The 15,429-nt window shown below is 61.7% G+C and carries 17 protein-coding genes; 3 read left to right on the top strand and 14 right to left on the bottom strand.

The window, feature by feature from the left end:
• Positions 1–13 precede the first annotated feature (13 nt).
• The 3 genes from BM300_RS16565 to recR all read left to right on the top strand — a co-directional run bounded on the left by BM300_RS16565 (position 14) and on the right by recR (position 2,332).
• On the top strand, positions 14–352 hold the full coding sequence (locus BM300_RS16565) for a YbaB/EbfC family nucleoid-associated protein (protein WP_003183512.1): 339 nt from the start codon (positions 14–16) through the stop codon (positions 350–352).
• Positions 353–628: 276 nt separating this feature from the next.
• Positions 629–1,663 (top strand): NADP-dependent oxidoreductase, encoded by a 1,035-nt coding sequence (locus tag BM300_RS16570; RefSeq protein WP_092345889.1) that lies wholly within the window; start codon positions 629–631, stop codon positions 1,661–1,663.
• A gap of 66 nt (positions 1,664–1,729) precedes the next feature.
• The gene (recR, locus tag BM300_RS16575) at positions 1,730–2,332 is read left to right on the top strand and encodes a recombination mediator RecR (RefSeq protein ID WP_003199585.1); all 603 of its coding nucleotides are present in this window, start codon (positions 1,730–1,732) and stop codon (positions 2,330–2,332) included.
• 123 nt (positions 2,333–2,455) lie between these two features.
• On the opposite strand, the gene BM300_RS16580 is transcribed toward recR, so the two are convergent.
• The 14 genes from BM300_RS16580 to ccoN form a co-directional block, all read right to left on the bottom strand.
• Positions 2,456–3,004: an adenine phosphoribosyltransferase gene (locus BM300_RS16580; protein WP_063322214.1), complete on the bottom strand. Its 549-nt coding sequence runs from the start codon at positions 3,002–3,004 to the stop codon at positions 2,456–2,458.
• 76 nt (positions 3,005–3,080) lie between these two features.
• Positions 3,081–3,815, bottom strand: coding sequence for a fumarate/nitrate reduction transcriptional regulator Fnr (fnr, locus tag BM300_RS16585; protein WP_063322213.1), 735 nt, complete (start codon positions 3,813–3,815; stop codon positions 3,081–3,083).
• Between the two features lie 94 nt (positions 3,816–3,909).
• Positions 3,910–5,292 carry an oxygen-independent coproporphyrinogen III oxidase gene (gene hemN, locus BM300_RS16590; RefSeq protein ID WP_092148436.1) on the bottom strand — a complete coding sequence of 461 codons (1,383 nt, stop codon included), beginning with the start codon at positions 5,290–5,292 and terminating at the stop codon, positions 3,910–3,912.
• Between the two features lie 120 nt (positions 5,293–5,412).
• Positions 5,413–6,096: a sulfite exporter TauE/SafE family protein gene (locus BM300_RS16595; RefSeq protein WP_063322211.1), complete on the bottom strand. Its 684-nt coding sequence runs from the start codon at positions 6,094–6,096 to the stop codon at positions 5,413–5,415.
• Positions 6,089–6,307 (bottom strand): cbb3-type cytochrome oxidase assembly protein CcoS, encoded by a 219-nt coding sequence (ccoS, locus tag BM300_RS16600; RefSeq protein ID WP_063322210.1) that lies wholly within the window; start codon positions 6,305–6,307, stop codon positions 6,089–6,091. Before ccoS ends, BM300_RS16595 begins: the two co-directional genes overlap by 8 nt.
• A gap of 24 nt (positions 6,308–6,331) precedes the next feature.
• Positions 6,332–8,782 carry a heavy metal translocating P-type ATPase gene (locus tag BM300_RS16605; RefSeq protein ID WP_092148434.1) on the bottom strand — a complete coding sequence of 817 codons (2,451 nt, stop codon included), beginning with the start codon at positions 8,780–8,782 and terminating at the stop codon, positions 6,332–6,334.
• 179 nt (positions 8,783–8,961) lie between these two features.
• Positions 8,962–9,501 carry a FixH family protein gene (locus BM300_RS16610; RefSeq protein WP_063322208.1) on the bottom strand — a complete coding sequence of 180 codons (540 nt, stop codon included), beginning with the start codon at positions 9,499–9,501 and terminating at the stop codon, positions 8,962–8,964.
• Positions 9,502–9,512: 11 nt separating this feature from the next.
• Positions 9,513–10,928: a cytochrome c oxidase accessory protein CcoG gene (gene ccoG / locus BM300_RS16615; RefSeq protein WP_003199601.1), complete on the bottom strand. Its 1,416-nt coding sequence runs from the start codon at positions 10,926–10,928 to the stop codon at positions 9,513–9,515.
• Between the two features lie 285 nt (positions 10,929–11,213).
• Positions 11,214–11,660, bottom strand: a complete 447-nt coding sequence (locus BM300_RS16620; RefSeq protein ID WP_092148432.1) for a type II toxin-antitoxin system VapC family toxin — start codon at positions 11,658–11,660, stop codon at positions 11,214–11,216.
• Positions 11,660–11,914, bottom strand: a complete 255-nt coding sequence (locus BM300_RS16625; RefSeq protein WP_063322205.1) for a type II toxin-antitoxin system Phd/YefM family antitoxin — start codon at positions 11,912–11,914, stop codon at positions 11,660–11,662. The genes BM300_RS16620 and BM300_RS16625 overlap by 1 nt, the downstream gene beginning before the upstream one ends.
• 146 nt (positions 11,915–12,060) lie before the next feature.
• Entirely contained in the window at positions 12,061–13,044 is a 984-nt protein-coding gene (gene ccoP, locus BM300_RS16630; protein ID WP_063322204.1) for a cytochrome-c oxidase, cbb3-type subunit III, read from the bottom strand.
• Positions 13,041–13,226, bottom strand: a complete 186-nt coding sequence (locus BM300_RS16635; RefSeq protein WP_003183474.1) for a CcoQ/FixQ family Cbb3-type cytochrome c oxidase assembly chaperone — start codon at positions 13,224–13,226, stop codon at positions 13,041–13,043. Before BM300_RS16635 ends, ccoP begins: the two co-directional genes overlap by 4 nt.
• A gap of 6 nt (positions 13,227–13,232) precedes the next feature.
• A complete protein-coding gene (gene ccoO, locus BM300_RS16640; protein ID WP_018925301.1) occupies positions 13,233–13,841 on the bottom strand; it encodes a cytochrome-c oxidase, cbb3-type subunit II in 609 nt (202 codons plus the stop codon).
• On the bottom strand, positions 13,841–15,283 hold the full coding sequence (gene ccoN / locus BM300_RS16645; protein ID WP_063322203.1) for a cytochrome-c oxidase, cbb3-type subunit I: 1,443 nt from the start codon (positions 15,281–15,283) through the stop codon (positions 13,841–13,843). Before ccoN ends, ccoO begins: the two co-directional genes overlap by 1 nt.
• Positions 15,284–15,429: the final 146 nt, after the last annotated feature.

The raw sequence follows: 15,429 nt of genomic DNA on the forward strand, positions 1-15,429 counted from the left end.
CGAGGTGATTCCCATGATGAAAGGTGGCATGGCCGGCCTGATGAAGCAGGCGCAGCAGATGCAGGAAAAAATGGCCAAGATGCAGGAAGAACTGGCCAACGCCGAAGTCACCGGCAAGTCCGGCGGCGACATGGTGACCGTGGTCATGACCGGTCGCCACGACATCAAGCGCGTCAGCATCGACCCAAGCGTGGTCGAAGGCCTGAGCGAAGACGACAAGGAAATGCTCGAAGCCCTGTTCGCCGCCGCCGTCAATGACGCGGTGCGCAAGATCGAAGCCAACAGCCAGGACAAGATGTCTGGCATGACGGCCGGCATGCAACTGCCGCCGGGCATGAAACTGCCGTTCTGATTCGCCATCCCGGTCGGGATGGGCTACACACAATGCCAGGCATCGCGCCTGGCATTTTTGTTTCTGTCATAGGCGCGAGCGGTGGTAGAAATCATACCTGTGGTAGCAAGGCTTGCCCGCGATGAACGATGACGCGCCGCTCCGACACACCGAGGTCTCTGTATCGCGGGCAAGCCTTGCTACCACAGGTGCCCGCTTGAACAAACATCGAACGCCGCCCCCTCGGCAATGGTCTGCTCCCTATACGTGCCACTCAACGATCAAGGAGACGCTTCCATGTCACAAGCATCGACCTCCAACCAGCGCATCGTCCTTGCCTCCCGCCCCCACGGCGCCCCGACCGCGGAGAATTTCCGCCTGGAGCACGTGACGCTGCCGGAGCTGGCGCAAGGGCAGATCCTGCTCAAGACGCAGTTCCTGTCGCTGGACCCTTACATGCGTGGGCGAATGAGTGACGCGCCTTCCTACGCTGCTCCGGTAAAAATCGACGAGGTGATGACCGGTGGCGCCGTCAGCCGCGTGGAGCGCTCGATGCACCCGAAATTCCAGGAGGGTGATCTGGTGGTGGGGGCCACCGGTTGGCAGAGCCACAGCATCAGCGACGGGCGCAACGTGATGCCCATCCCCTCGGGGCTTGCGAGCCCGTCGATGGCCCTGGGTGTGCTGGGCATGCCGGGCATGACCGCTTACATGGGGCTGATGGACATCGGCCAACCCAAGGCCGGGGAGACCCTGGTGGTCGCAGCGGCCTCGGGTGCGGTGGGCTCGGTGGTCGGCCAGGTGGCGAAGATCAAGGGCCTGCGCGTCGTCGGCGTCGCGGGTGGCCGCGAGAAATGCAAGTACGTGGTCGACGAGCTGGGATTTGACGCTTGTGTCGATCACAAGAGCGCACGTTTTGCCGAGGAGCTGGCGCAGGCTTGCGACAAGGGCATCGACATCTATTACGAAAACGTCGGTGGCAAGGTTTTCGATGCCGTCGTGCCGCTGCTCAACGCCAAGGCGCGAATCCCGCTTTGTGGCCTGATCGCGTCCTACAACGATCATCAAGCGCCGAGCGGCCCGGATCGCTTGCCGCAGTTGCAGCGCACGTTGCTTAACAAGCGCGTGCGGATCCAGGGGTTTATCGTGTTCGATGACTACGGCGACCGTCAGCCCGAGTTCATCAGTGCCATGGCCCCTTGGGTGCGCGATGGCAAGGTCAAGTTCCGTGAAGACCTGGTCGATGGCCTTGAGAATGCGCCACGGGCGTTTATCGGGTTGTTGGAAGGGCGCAACTTCGGCAAGTTGGTGGTGCGGGTCGCGCAGGATTGAGTATTTGACGCTAATCGGAGGCGCGGGTATAAACCGCGTCTCGTTGTTATGTCGGACATTTCCTCCATGAGCTTCAGCCCTTTGATTCGCCAACTGATCGATGCCCTGCGAACGTTGCCGGGTGTAGGTCAGAAAACTGCCCAGCGCATGGCGTTGCAATTGCTCGAGCGTGATCGCAGCGGCGGTTCGCGCCTGGCCCAGGCCCTGAGCCAGGCCATGGAAGGCGTAGGGCATTGCCGGTTATGCCGCACCCTCACCGAAGACGATCTCTGTCCACAATGTGCCGATCCGCGTCGGGACGACAGCCTGCTTTGCGTGGTGGAAGGGCCGATGGATGTGTATGCGGTAGAGCAGACCGGTTTTCGTGGCCGTTATTTCGTGCTCAAGGGCCATTTGTCACCGCTCGACGGCTTGGGGCCTGAAGCCATCGGCATTCCACAGTTGATCGCGCGGATCGAAGAGGCGGGTACGTTCACGGAAGTCATTCTCGCTACGAACCCGACGGTCGAAGGCGAAGCCACCGCCCATTACATTGCCCAACTGCTCAACAACAAAGGCTTGATCGCCTCGCGCATCGCCCACGGCGTGCCGCTGGGTGGGGAGCTTGAATTGGTGGATGGCGGGACGCTGGCGCATTCGTTTGCCGGGCGCAAGCCGATCGCGTTGTAGCCGCTACACAGTACCTGTGGGAGCGAGCTTGCTCGCGATAGCGGTGGATCAGTCAATATCCATGCGACTGATAAATCGCCATCGAGCAAGCTCGCTCCCACAGGTTCGATTGTTGCCTGCCAATTACCTTTCGCTGAGCGAGAACTGCGTCAGGCAGAACGTGGGAATCCCCATGTCTTCCAGGCGCTGGGAGCCGAGCAGCTCCGGCAGGTCGATGATCGCCGCGGCTTCGTGGACCTTGGCGCCCATACGGCGGATCAGGTTGGCAGCGGCGATCAGCGTGCCGCCAGTGGCAATCAGGTCATCGAACATCACCACCGAATCACCCTCGCACAAGCTATCGGCGTGCACTTCAAGGAAGGCTTCGCCGTATTCGGTCTGGTAACCCTCGGCCAGCACATCGGCCGGCAGCTTGCCTTGCTTGCGAAACAAGATCAGCGGCTTGTTCAACTGATAGGCCAGGATCGAGCCAATCAGGAAACCCCGCGCATCCATCGCGCCAATGTGAGTGAACTCGGCCTCGACGTACCGGTGGGCGAAACTGTCCATGACCAGGCGCAGGGCGGTCGGGGATTGGAAGAGTGGGGTAATGTCGCGAAAGATCACGCCGGGCTTGGGGAAATCGATCACGGGGCGGATCAGGGATTTGATATCGAAGGAGTCGAAGACCATCGTGGAGGTGTCCTGGCAGGGCTGCAAACGCGGCAGTATAGCGCGGCGAGGCAAATCCCTCAGCCGCGCAGGTTCATCAGCCGTCGATCGAGCCGCCGGCCAGGGCGCAGAGCTGGATCGGGTCGAGAATGTGGATTTCCTTGCCTTCGGCGGCAATCAACTCGTTCTGTTGGAAGCGGGTGAACACCCGGGACACGGTTTCCACCGCCAGGCCCAGGTAGTTGCCGATTTCGTTGCGCGACATGCTCAAGCGGAACTGGTTGGCCGAGAACCCACGAGCGCGGAAGCGTGCCGAGAGGTTGACCAGGAATGTGGCGATACGCTCGTCGGCGGTTTTTTTCGAGAGCAGCAGCATCATCTGCTGATCGTCACGGATTTCCCGGCTCATGACCCGCATCAACTGGCGGCGCAGTTGCGGCAGCTGTATGGCCAGCTCGTCCAGGCGATCGAAGGGAATTTCGCACACCGAGGTGGTTTCCAGCGCCTGGGCCGAGACCGGGTGGGACTCGGTGTCCATGCCGGACAGGCCCACCAGTTCGCTGGGCAGGTGGAAGCCGGTGAGCTGTTCTTCGCCGCCATCGCTCAGGTTAAAGGTCTTCAAGGCGCCCGAGCGCACGGCGTAGACAGAGTCGAAGGCGTCGCCCTGGCGAAACAGGAACTCGCCTTTTTTCAACGGTCGGCCCCGTTTGACGATGTCGTCCAGCGCGTCCATGTCCTCAAGGTTCAGCGAAAGCGGCAGGCAGAGGGGGGCCAGGCTGCAATCCTTGCAATGGGCCTGGTTGTGGGCGCGCAGTTTGACTGGCTCGGACATTTCTTAAATCCTTGTGGGAAATCACGCATAAGGCGTAAGGGTACCCCAGAGATGGCACTCCGGCCAGTGCGGTTTCGTCGTCAAATTGTCGCGCTCAAATAACGCGGGAGAAGCGCTGTCGGTTGTGCTGCTCCAAATAGGCATCGAACACCATGCACACGGACCGAACCAGCAGGCGCCCGGCGGGCAATACCCGGATGTGGGTGTCATCCAGCTCGATCAGCCCATCCGCGGCCATGGCCCGCAATTGCGGCCATTGCGGGGCGAAGTAACCGCGAAAATCGATGTTGAAGGTTTGCTCGATCTCGGCGAAGGGCAGGTGGAAATGGCAGATCAATTGCTGGATCACCGCGCGCCGCAGCCGGTCGTCAGCGTTGCAGATCAGCCCGCGACTGGTCGCCAGTTGCCCGTCGGCGAGGGTGTTCTGGTAATGGCTCAGATCACTGCTGTTCTGGCAGTACAAATCGCCGATCTGGCTGATGGCTGACACGCCAAGGCCGATCAGGTCGCAATGGCCATGGGTGGTGTAGCCCTGGAAGTTGCGCTGCAACGTAGCCTCTTCCTGAGCGATTGCCAGTTCGTCGTCGGGCAGGGCGAAGTGGTCCATGCCGACATAGCGGTAACCGGCGGTGGTCAGTTGTTCGATGGTGCCTTGCAGCATTGCCAGTTTCTGCTCCGGGGTCGGCAAGTCCTGGCTGTTGATGCGCCGCTGGGGCATGAAGCGTTCCGGCAGGTGGGCGTAGTTGAACACCGAGAGCCGGTCCGGTTGCAGATGGATGACTTCCTGGACCGTGCGGGCGAAGTTTTCCGGGGTCTGCTTGGGCAGCCCATAAATCAGATCAATATTGATCGAACGGAACTGCAAGGTCCGGGCGGCTTCGACCACTGCGCGGGTTTCCTCGAGACTTTGCAGGCGATTGACGGCCCGCTGCACCGCTGGATCAAGGTCTTGCAGGCCGATACTGACCCGGTTGAAACCCAGTTCGCGCAACAGGCCCATGGTCGACCAGTCGGCTTCCCTGGGGTCGATTTCGATGCCGTAGTCACCGGAATCGTCGTCCAGCAGGTTCAGGTGCAGGCGCAGCTTGGCCATCAGTTGGCGCAGTTCGTCGTGGCTGAGGAACGTCGGGGTACCGCCGCCAAAGTGCAACTGTTCCACGCGCTGGGTGGGGTTCAGGTGACAGCCGATCAGTTGGATTTCCTGCTCCAGGCGTTGCAGGTAGGCGTGGGCACGACCGCGGTCCTTGGTGATGACTTTGTTGCAGGCGCAGTAGTAGCAAATGTTCGCGCAGAACGGTATGTGCACGTACAGTGACAACGGCCGCAGGGCCTTGCGGCTGTCGCGCAGGGCATGGAGCAGGTCGAAGGTGCCCACCTGGCTGCCGAACTGCGCTGCAGTGGGGTACGAGGTGTAGCGTGGTCCCGCCAGGTCGTAACGGCGGATAAGATTTGAGTCCCAACAAATGGTGTCGAGCATGCGGGCATTCCCCGGATAGACTGGCATGGGGCGAGTCTAGGGGCGCGAGGGGGTGGCCGTTTTGATTTGCGTCAACGGGGCATTGGGAGTTGTCGATGCTCGCGATTGGGGGCGACTTGGTCAATGGCCCATGAGCCAATGTTGATGTGGCCCCGGCAGTGTCCATGCGCCGAAAATAATCACCAACAAGCCACCGGCCATGCGCACGCTGCGTTTGCGCAGCAGGGCGGTGACGCGTTCGGCGGCCAGGCCCGTGGCGAGCAGCACCGGCCAGGTGCCCAGGCCGAAGGCGAGCATGAGCAACGCGCTGTCCAGTGCATTGCCCTGGCTGGCGGACCACAACAGGGTGCTGTAGACCAGGCCGCACGGCAGCCAGCCCCATAGCGCACCGAGCAGCAAGGCCCGGGGCAGGCTCGACACGGGCAGCAAACGGTTGGCGACGGGTTGGATGTGCCGCCACAGGCCGCGACCGATGCTTTCGATGCGGGTCAGGCCGCTCCACCAGCCCGCCAAGTACAAGCCCATGGCAATCAACAGCAAGCCGGCCAGCACCCGCATGATCATCGCCGCCGGGCTGTTGGACACCGCCCAACCGGCCAGGCCGATCAGCAACCCGGCGGTGGCGTAGCTCAGGATCCGTCCCAGGTTGTACGCCAGCAGCAACCGAAAGCGCCGGCTGCGCTGTTCCTTGGGAATCGCCAGGGTCAGGGCGCCCATCAGGCCGCCGCACATGCCCAGGCAGTGTCCGCCGCCGAGCAGGCCAAGGATGACCGCCGAAACCAACAGGGGTGCCAGGTCAAGCATGGGGCCCAGCCTTGTCGTCCGGCTTGCGGGCCTCGCCACTGGCTTCGTCCACCGCCGCCTTGTGGTTCGGGTCCTGATCGTCGAACAGAATGCTGTGGGCCGGACCGTCGAGGTCGTCGTACTGGCCGCTGTCCACGGCCCAGAAGAAAATGTACACAGCGATGGCCACGATCAGCAGCGCGGCCGGGATCATCACGTAGAGAGCTGGCATGTCGGAACTCCATGCCCGTGCGGCTCAGGCCGGCAGCGGGCGGGTATCGGGCGTGGTGTCGAAAACCTGCGTCTTGGGCTGACGTGTCAGCCTCAGCGCATTCAACACGACGGTCAACGAACTGATGGACATGCCGACCGCCGCCCACACCGGCGTAATCCAGCCGAGGGCGGCGAACGGCAACATGAGGCCATTGTACAGCCCGGCCCACACCAGGTTCTCGATGATCACACGGCGGGTGCGTCGGGCCAGGCTGAAGGCGTGGATCAGGGCGTCGAGGCGGTTGGACAGCAGCACCGCGTCGGCGCTGGTCTTGGCCAGGTCGGTGGCCGAGCCCATGGCGACACTGATGTCCGCCGCCGCCAGCACGGGCACGTCGTTCACGCCATCGCCGAGCATCAGTACCTTGCGGCCCTGTTGATGCAACTGCTGCAACACGGCCAGTTTGTCGTCCGGGCGCAGCCCGCCGCGAGCCTCATCGATGCCCAGCTCGGCGGCGACGCTGGCAACCATGGGCGAACTGTCACCCGACAACAGCAGCGTCCGCCAGCCCCGTGCCTTGCAGGCCGCCAGCAGTGCCGGGGCATCGACGCGCAAGCGGTCATCGAGGACGAACCAGGCCAGGGGCCCGATCTCATCGCCCAGCAATAGCCATTGCCCGGGTTCGTCCGGCATTTGCGGTACGGCGACGCCACTCAGTTCGCAGACGAAACCGGGCTGGCCGATGCGCAGGCGCTGTTCGGTCACCAAACCTTCCAGCCCCAGCCCCGGGGTGCTTTGCACCTGTTCGGCAGCCAATGGCGCACGGCCGAAGGCACGGGCGATAGGGTGTTCGGAGCGGTTTTCCAGGGCGGCGGCCAAGCCCAGGCATTGGTCACTGTCGAGGGCCGCCAATGGCCGAATGGCGCGCAACGCCAGGCGGCCTTCGGTGAGGGTGCCGGTCTTGTCGAAAATCACCGTGTCGATCTGGTTCAGGCCTTCCAGCACATGACCGCGCGTCAGCAGCAGACCGAGTTTGTGCAGGGTGCCGGTGGCGGCGGTGAGGGCGGTCGGCGTGGCGAGGGACAACGCGCAAGGGCAGGTGGCGACCAGCATCGCCAGGACGATCCAGAACGCGCGCGAAGCGTCCAGTTGCCACCACACCAGCCCGATGACGGCAGCGGCGATCAAGGAGAACAGCAAGAACCATTGGGCCGCGCGGTCGGCGATTTCCGCCAGCCGTGGCTTTTCGGCCTGGGCCCGCTCCAGCAGCCGCACGATGGCCGACAATCGGGTGTCTTGCCCGAGGGCCAGCACCTCGACCGTCAAGGCCCCTTCGACGTTCAGCGTGCCGGCGGTGACGGCGTCGCCCACCTGGCGAGGTTGTGGCAGGTATTCACCGGTCAGCAGCGATTCGTCGATGCTGGACTGGCCATCCAGGATCCTGCCATCGGCCGGCAGCACCGCGCCTGGATGCACCAATACCCGGTCGCCGGTGCGCAACTCGCTGAGCAGGATGCGTTCGCTCTGGCCGTTGTTTTCCAGGCGCAGGCACGAGGCCGGCAACAGATTGACCAGTTGGGCGGTGGCGGCAGCGGTACGCTCCCGGGCCCGGCGTTCCAGGTAACGGCCGGCCAACAGGAAGAGGGCAAACATGCCTACGGCATCGAAGTACAACTCGCCGACCCCGGTAATTGACGTCCAGATCCCGGCAACGTAGGCGCTGCCGATGGCCAGGGACACGGAAACGTCCATGGTCAGGTGGCGGGTGCGCAGGTCGCGCATGGCGCCTTTGAAGAACGGCGCGCAGCTATAGAAGACGATGGGCGTGGTGAGGAACAGGGCAACCCAGCGCAGGATGGTGTGCATCTCCGGGCTGAGGTCGATGTTGAATTCCGGCCAGGTGGCCATGGTTGCCATCATCGCCTGGAACCACAACAGACCGGCCACACCCAATTGGCGCAGGGCCAGGCGGTTTTGTGCGGCGAGTTGTTCACAGGCCTGGTCGGCCTGGTACGGGTGGGCGACATAGCCGATCTGGCGCAATTCGGTGAGCAGCGTGCTCAGCGGCAGTTGAGCGTCGGCCCAACGTACATGCAGGCGATGATTGGACAGGTTCAACCGCGCCTCGGCCACGGCCGGCAGGCTGCGTAATTGCTTTTCGATCAACCAGCCGCAGGCGGCGCAACTGATGCCTTCCATCAACAAGGTGGTTTCGGCCAGTTCGCCTTCATGGCGCACGAATGATTGCTGCACGTCTGGGCGATCGTACAGTGTCAGTTCATCGGTCAACTGGACGGGCAGGGATTCGGGGTTGGCCGACGCTTCGCTGCGATGCTGGTAATAACTTTCCAGGCCACCGGCGACAATGGCCTCGGCCACCGCCTGGCAGCCCGGGCAGCACAGCTCGCGGGTTTCACCGAGGACAACGGCGGTGAAGCGACTGCCAGGGGGGACGGGCAGGGCGCAGTGGTAGCAGGGCTGTGGAGTGGTCATGGTTGTCGCATGAAGGCCTTTTTGGCTGGGGCGTTTGCTGGTTTATGGGCGCTGTTGTGGCGAGGGAGCTTGCTCCCGCTCGGCTGCGTAGCAGTCGTAATCGGGTGAGCCGGTCATACGACGAACGGGGCCGCTTCGCGACCCAGCGGGAGCAAGCTCCCTCGCCACAGAGAAGCGATTTACTGCTTCAGGTCTTCAGCGCCTTGCAGCGGTTCATCGCCGAGCAGGAGGTCCTGGCCGTGATTGATCTGCTCTTCTTCGAACAGGCGCCAGGTCTTGTCGTTCTCCACCCCCAGCAATTCGACAAAGCGCCGGCCTTCGATCTTGTCCGCCAACTGACCGACGTAGCGCCCTGGTTCACTGTCGTTGCGGGTCAGGACGATCTTGCGGTCCTTCTCCGGTTGGGTCGGCGAGATCAGGCTCAGTTCCAGGGTCTGGGGACGGCTGTTGCCGTTCAGGCGCAGGTTCACCTCACCGGTGAGTTCGTCCAGTTGCACGTTGGCACGCAGTTGCAGGGTCTGGGCCAGCAATTCGCGCTCCAGCGAGCGGTTGATGCCCTTGCCGGCTTCATAATAATTGTCGTTGACCAGGTTGTCCGGGTTCTTCACCGCAATGGTCACCATCGTCAGGCTCAGTGTCACCGAGCAGGTCAGGATCGCGATGATGATCCACGGCCAGAGGTGCTTGTACCAAGGGCTGGTGGCGGTTGCTGCAGGCATGTTCAGTTCTCTCAACGAGTTTGTGGGCCGATGAACCGGCTCTTGGCTTCGACATGTACGCTTTCGTCATCGGCGTCCTTGAGGATGAAGGTCACCTCGTTGGTGCTCGATGGCAGTTGTTCCGGTGCGCTGGACAGCTCGACCGGCTGGCTGTAGATCTCGCCGGCCGCGACCTTGATTTCCCGACGGCCTTGCAACTTGAGGTCGGGCAGGCCGGCGGCTTCCAGGACGTACGTATGGTCGCGTTGGTCTTTGTTCATGATCTTCAGGCTGTAGACGTTCTCGATCCGGCCTTCGGCGTTTTCGCGGTAGAGCACGCGGTCCTTGCTGACGTCGAAACCCACCAGCGAGCGCATGAAGAACGCCGCCGCCAACAGGCTCATCATGGTCAGCAGCACCAGGGCATAACCGATCAGGCGCGGGCGCAGTTTATGGGTTTTCTGCCCTGAAAGGTTGTGTTCGGTGGTGTAGCTGATCAGGCCGCGTGGATAATCCATTTTGTCCATGATGTTGTCGCAGGCATCGATGCAGGCCGCGCAGCCGATGCACTCGATCTGCAGGCCGTCGCGGATGTCGATGCCGGTAGGGCAGACCTGGACGCACATGGTGCAGTCGATGCAATCCCCCAGGCCCAGGGCTTTGTAGTCAACGCCCTTCTTGCGCGGGCCACGGCTTTCGCCACGACGCGGGTCGTAGGAAACGATCAAGGTGTCCTTGTCGAACATCACGCTCTGGAAGCGTGCGTACGGGCACATGTAGATACACACTTGCTCACGCAGCCAGCCAGCGTTGCCGTAGGTGGCGAGGGTGAAGAAACCCACCCAGAAATACGACCAGCCATCGGCCTGGCCGGTAAAGAACTCGAACACCAGTTCGCGGATTGGCGTGAAGTAACCAACAAAGGTCATGCCGGTGACGAAACCGATCAGCAGCCACAGGCTGTGCTTGGCGAGCTTGCGCAGGAATTTGTTGGCGCCCATGGGGGCCTTGTCGAGCTTGATGCGCTGGTTGCGGTCGCCTTCGGTGACTTTTTCGCACCACATGAAGATCCAGGTCCACACGCTCTGTGGGCAGGTGTAGCCACACCACACTCGTCCTGCATAGACCGTGATGAAAAACAGGCCAAAGGCGGCAATGATCAACATCCCGGACAGCAGGATGAAATCCTGGGGCCAGAAGGTGGCGCCGAAAATAAAGAATTTGCGCTCCGGCAGGTTCCACCAGACGGCCTGATGGCCACCCCAGTTCAGCCAGACCGTACCAAAATACAGCAGGAACAATAGCGCGCCGCCAGCCATTCGCAGGTTGCGGAACAGGCCAGTGAAGGCACGGGTGTAGATTTTTTCCCGAGAGGCATACAGGTCGACGCTTTTGTTCGCGTCCTTGGCAGGCGGGGTGACGTCATGTACCGGAATCTGGTTACTCATCAAATGCATCCCACGGCAGTGGAAAAGTGCCGTGGCCAGTACGTGCTAACCACGGTCAGAAAGGGTGTTGCGGTGGCGCAATGATACGCCTGTCGCTCTAGCCCAAGGGTGCGACCTTTGGTCGCGTTGGGGATGAGGGCACAATGGTGTAGCGGGATGTAACAAGTCTTGACCCAGGTCAATTGACTATAGACATTCCATGGCACTGGAGAAAAACGAAAGGGCCTGCTGACTCATTCAGCAGACCCTTTCGGATTGGCTTGGTGCGGCTACCATGGGTCGACGTTACCCAGTGCGCGGTTCGCCTGTCGCGAGGAGGCTTTGGTTGGACCACGGATCAAGCAACGCCACGCCGCTGCCTCGGAAATCAGTCACATTGCGGGTGACTACGGTCAGCCCATGAACCAGCGCGGTGGCGGCAATCAATGCATCGCATTCATTGCTGCGATACGGAACGTGCAGGCGAGCGCAGCGCAGCGCAACGGCGCGGTCGACCGCCAGGATTCTGCCGGCGAATGCGGGCATGACATGGTTGTCCAGCCATGCGCGCAGACGACTGCCTTGCGCCGGGTCTTTGCGTTCGAAGCGCAACACGCCGGTTTCCAGTTCCAATACGGTAATTGCCGAGAGGTAAAGGCTGGGGGCGGGCACGCTACGCGCCCAAGCCATTACGTTTTTATCGGCCTGAGGCTTACGCAGTTCCGAGATGACGTTAGTGTCGAGCAGGTACATCAGGACAGGTCCACCGAACGAGGAGAGATGACGGCACGTTCGGTATCGAAATCAATATCCGGCGTGTCGGGCATGACCAGCAATTCGACAATGCTGGTGCCGATGCCGGTCAGTTTCTGGTACTCCTCAATGCTTAGCAGCACATGGGCCGGCTTGCCACGGTCGGTGATGATGACCGGCCCCTGGCGGGTGGCTTTTTTGGCACCACTTGTGTCGTGGTTGAATTCGCGGCTGGAAATAGTGGTGATGGACATGGCGGCGTCCTCGAGAAAACTGAATGTAGGCACGTTACTACCGTCGTTGATTGCGGGCAAGATAAACCATTGCCCTGTCGCACCGGCAAACAAAAAGGCCCCGTCAACCTGGGTTGACGGGGCCTTGGGGGCATCAGGCGCTGGCTTTACTGGGCGTCAGCCGCAGGAGCCTTTTCGCCGTGAGACAGGCTGTAGACGTAGGCGGCCAGCAAGTGGACCTTGTCGTTGCCTTGCAAGTCGGCCTGGGCCGGCATCTGGCCCTGGCGACCGTAGCGGATGGTCTGCTGCAACTGAGCGAAGCTCGAACCGTAGATGAAACCGGCCGGGTGCGTCAGGTCAGGTGCGCCCATGGCTGGCGTGCCTTTGCCAGCAGGGCCGTGGCAGGCCACGCAGTTGGCGGCAAAGAGTTTCTGCCCATTGGCTGGATCGGCCTTGGCGCCTTCCGGCAGTTTGCGGCTGTGCAGGCTGGTCACCAGGTAAGCGGCCACGTCGGCCACGCCTTGCTCGCCGACCACGGCAGCCCAGCCCGGCATCACGGCGTGACGACCGCCCATGATGGTGGTCTTGATGGTTTCCGGCTCACCGCCCCAGCGCCAGTCGGCGTCGGTCAGGTTAGGGAAGCCATAGGCGCCCTTGGCATCGGAACCGTGGCAGACCGAGCAGTTGGAGGCGAACAGGCGGCCACCCATCTTCAGGGCTTGTGGGTCCTTGGCGACTTCTTCAATCGGCATGGAGGCGAACTTGGCGAAGATCGGACCGAACTTGGCGTCCGAACGTGCCATTTCCTTTTCCCACTCATGGACGCCCGTCCAGCCGGTCTGGCCGTTGGCGAAGGCGGTCTGCTTTTCGGTGTCCAGGTAGTTGTAGCCTGGCAGCAGGCCTTTCCAGTTGCCCAGGCCTGGGTAGAGCACCAGGTAACCGAGGGCGAACACGATGGTGCCCACGAACAGCATGAACCACCATTTCGGCAGTGGGTTGTCGTACTCCTCGATCCCGTCGAACGAGTGGCCGACGGTCTCGTCCGTCTGCTCGGCGCGCTGGCCCTTGCGGGTCGACAGCAGCAGCCAGGTCAGGGAGAAGATCGTTCCCAGGCTGAGGACTGTGACGTACAGACTCCAGAATGTAGTCATTCTTTGTTACTCCTAGAAGCTTGCTCGACGTGCTTGATGGCTTCGGGATCATCCGCGAACGGCAGCAAGGTCGCGTCGTCAAACTCCGACTTGCGCTTGGGGCTGAACACCCACAGGGCCAGACCGATGAAGGCCACCATCACGACGACGGTGCCCAGGCCGCGAATCATCCCGATATCCATAAAGAATCACCGTTTGCTTTTGATGATGGTGCCCAGGCCTTGCAGATAGGCCACCAGCGCGTCCATTTCAGTCTTGCCCTTGACGGCATCCTTGGCACCGGCGATGTCTTCGTCGGTGTAAGGCACGCCCAGGGTGCGCAGGACTTCCATTTTCTTGGCGGTGTCTTTGCCGTCGAGCTTGTTTTCTACGAGGAACGGGTAGGCTGGCATTTTCGACTCAGGCACCACGTTGCGCGGGTTATACAAGTGCGCACGCTGCCAGTCGTCGGAGTAGCGGCCGCCAACGCGGGCCAGGTCCGGACCGGTACGCTTGGAACCCCACAGGAATGGGTGGTCCCAGACGCTTTCACCGGCGACCGAATAGTGGCCATAGCGTTCGGTTTCGGCGCGGAACGGACGGATCATCTGCGAGTGGCAGCCGACACAACCGTTGGCGATATAGATGTCACGGCCTTCCAGTTCAAGGGCGGTACGTGGCTTCATGCCCTCGACCGGCTTGTTGGTCACGTCCTGGAAGAACAGCGGGACGATCTGGGTCAGGCCGCCGATGCTGACGGCAATGACCATGAAGAAGGCCAGCAGGCCGATATTCTTCTCTACTGCTTCGTGCTTCATCAGTGAGCTCCAACTACGGCGATCTTGGCGGCGGCTTCAGCTTCAGCCGGGTCAGAGGCACGAACGGTGCGGTACACGTTGTAGGCCATGAGCAGCATGCCGCTGGCGAAGAACGCGCCGCCCAGGGCACGCACGATGAAGCCAGGGTGGCTGGCCTGCAGCGCTTCGACGAACGAGTAGGTCAGGGTGCCGTCGTCGTTGATTGCACGCCACATCAGGCCTTGGGTGATGCCGTTGACCCACATCGAGGCGATGTAGAGCACGGTACCGATGGTCGCGAGCCAGAAGTGCGCGTTGATCAGGCCGGTGCTGTGCATCTGCGCACGACCGAACAGTTTCGGGATCATGTGGTAGATGGCGCCGATGGAAATCATCGCCACCCAGCCGAGCGCACCAGCGTGCACGTGGCCGATGGTCCAGTCGGTGTAGTGGCTCAGGGAGTTGACGGTCTTGATGGCCATCATCGGGCCTTCGAAGGTCGACATGCCGTAGAACGCCAACGACACCACCAGGAAGCGCAGGATCGGGTCGGTGCGCAGCTTATGCCAGGCGCCCGACAGGGTCATCATGCCGTTGATCATGCCGCCCCAGCTTGGCGCCAGCAGGATGATCGACATTGCCATGCCCAAGGACTGCGCCCAGTCTGGCAGCGCGGTGTAGTGCAGGTGGTGCGGACCGGCCCAGATGTACAGGGTGATCAGCGCCCAGAAGTGCACGATGGACAGGCGATAGGAATAGATCGGACGCTCGGCCTGTTTCGGCACGAAGTAGTACATCATCCCCAGGAAGCCGGTGGTCAGGAAGAAACCCACGGCGTTGTGGCCGTACCACCACTGGATCATCGCATCGGTCGCACCCGAGTAGGCCGAGTACGACTTGAAGAAGCTGACCGGCAGGGAAGCGTGGTTGACGATGTGCAGCATGGCAGTCACGACGATGAAGGCACCGTAGAACCAGTTACCGACGTAGATGTGCTTGGTCTTGCGCTTGACGATGGTGCCGAAGAACACCAGACCGTAGGTCACCCAGACGATGGCCAGCAGGATAGCCAGGGGCCATTCCAGCTCAGCGTATTCCTTGGTGGTGGTGTAACCCAGTGGCAAGGTCACGATCGCACCGACGATGACCGCTTGCCAGCCCCAGAAGGTGAAGGCGGCGAGGCTGTCGGAGATCAGTCGCGTTTGGCAGGTTCGCTGCACGACGTAATAAGAAGTGGCAAACAATGCACAACCACCGAAGGCGAAGATCACCAGGTTGGTGTGCAGCGGGCGCAGGCGTCCAAATGTCGTCCATGGCAGATCGAAGTTCAACTCCGGCCAGACCAGTTGCGAGGCGATGAAGACACCGAGCCCCATGCCAAGGATCCCCCAGACCACCGTCATGATGGCGAACTGGCGGACTACCTTATAGTTATAAGCAGTCGGACTGATTGCTGTGCTCATTCTAAGGTTCCACGGTTTGGGTGTTTTATTAGGATAAAAATCGGTCGCAAGTATGGAGAAAGCGGGGGGTCATTGCAACGCGCCATGACCTGGGTCAATGCTTTCCAAAGCTGATTCTGCGGCCTTTCCATGTTCCGTGTAGGGAC

This window comes from Pseudomonas sp. NFACC46-3 (assembly GCF_900114515.1).
Taxonomy (GTDB): Bacteria; Pseudomonadota; Gammaproteobacteria; order Pseudomonadales; family Pseudomonadaceae; genus Aquipseudomonas; species Aquipseudomonas fluorescens_Q.

Bases quoted from the DNA above. Each gene is read 5' to 3' on its own strand.
- BM300_RS16605 (WP_092148434.1), bottom strand. From the start codon at position 8,782: ATGACCACTCCACAGCCCTGCTACCACTGCGCCCTGCCCGTCCCCCCT.
- BM300_RS16620 (WP_092148432.1), bottom strand. From the start codon at position 11,660: ATGTACCTGCTCGACACTAACGTCATCTCGGAACTGCGTAAGCCTCAG.
- BM300_RS16635 (WP_003183474.1), bottom strand. From the start codon at position 13,226: ATGGATATCGGGATGATTCGCGGCCTGGGCACCGTCGTCGTGATGGTG.
- BM300_RS16595 (WP_063322211.1), bottom strand. From the start codon at position 6,096: ATGCTTGACCTGGCACCCCTGTTGGTTTCGGCGGTCATCCTTGGCCTG.
- BM300_RS16610 (WP_063322208.1), bottom strand. From the start codon at position 9,501: ATGCCTGCAGCAACCGCCACCAGCCCTTGGTACAAGCACCTCTGGCCG.
- ccoO (WP_018925301.1), bottom strand. From the start codon at position 13,841: ATGAAGCACGAAGCAGTAGAGAAGAATATCGGCCTGCTGGCCTTCTTC.
- BM300_RS16625 (WP_063322205.1), bottom strand. From the start codon at position 11,914: ATGTCCATCACCACTATTTCCAGCCGCGAATTCAACCACGACACAAGT.
- BM300_RS16570 (WP_092345889.1), top strand. From the start codon at position 629: ATGTCACAAGCATCGACCTCCAACCAGCGCATCGTCCTTGCCTCCCGC.
- hemN (WP_092148436.1), bottom strand. From the start codon at position 5,292: ATGCTCGACACCATTTGTTGGGACTCAAATCTTATCCGCCGTTACGAC.
- ccoS (WP_063322210.1), bottom strand. From the start codon at position 6,307: ATGCCAGCTCTCTACGTGATGATCCCGGCCGCGCTGCTGATCGTGGCC.
- ccoP (WP_063322204.1), bottom strand. From the start codon at position 13,044: ATGACTACATTCTGGAGTCTGTACGTCACAGTCCTCAGCCTGGGAACG.
- ccoG (WP_003199601.1), bottom strand. From the start codon at position 10,928: ATGAGTAACCAGATTCCGGTACATGACGTCACCCCGCCTGCCAAGGAC.
- ccoN (WP_063322203.1), bottom strand. From the start codon at position 15,283: ATGAGCACAGCAATCAGTCCGACTGCTTATAACTATAAGGTAGTCCGC.
- fnr (WP_063322213.1), bottom strand. From the start codon at position 3,815: ATGTCCGAGCCAGTCAAACTGCGCGCCCACAACCAGGCCCATTGCAAG.
- recR (WP_003199585.1), top strand. From the start codon at position 1,730: ATGAGCTTCAGCCCTTTGATTCGCCAACTGATCGATGCCCTGCGAACG.
- BM300_RS16565 (WP_003183512.1), top strand. From the start codon at position 14: ATGATGAAAGGTGGCATGGCCGGCCTGATGAAGCAGGCGCAGCAGATG.
- BM300_RS16580 (WP_063322214.1), bottom strand. From the start codon at position 3,004: ATGGTCTTCGACTCCTTCGATATCAAATCCCTGATCCGCCCCGTGATC.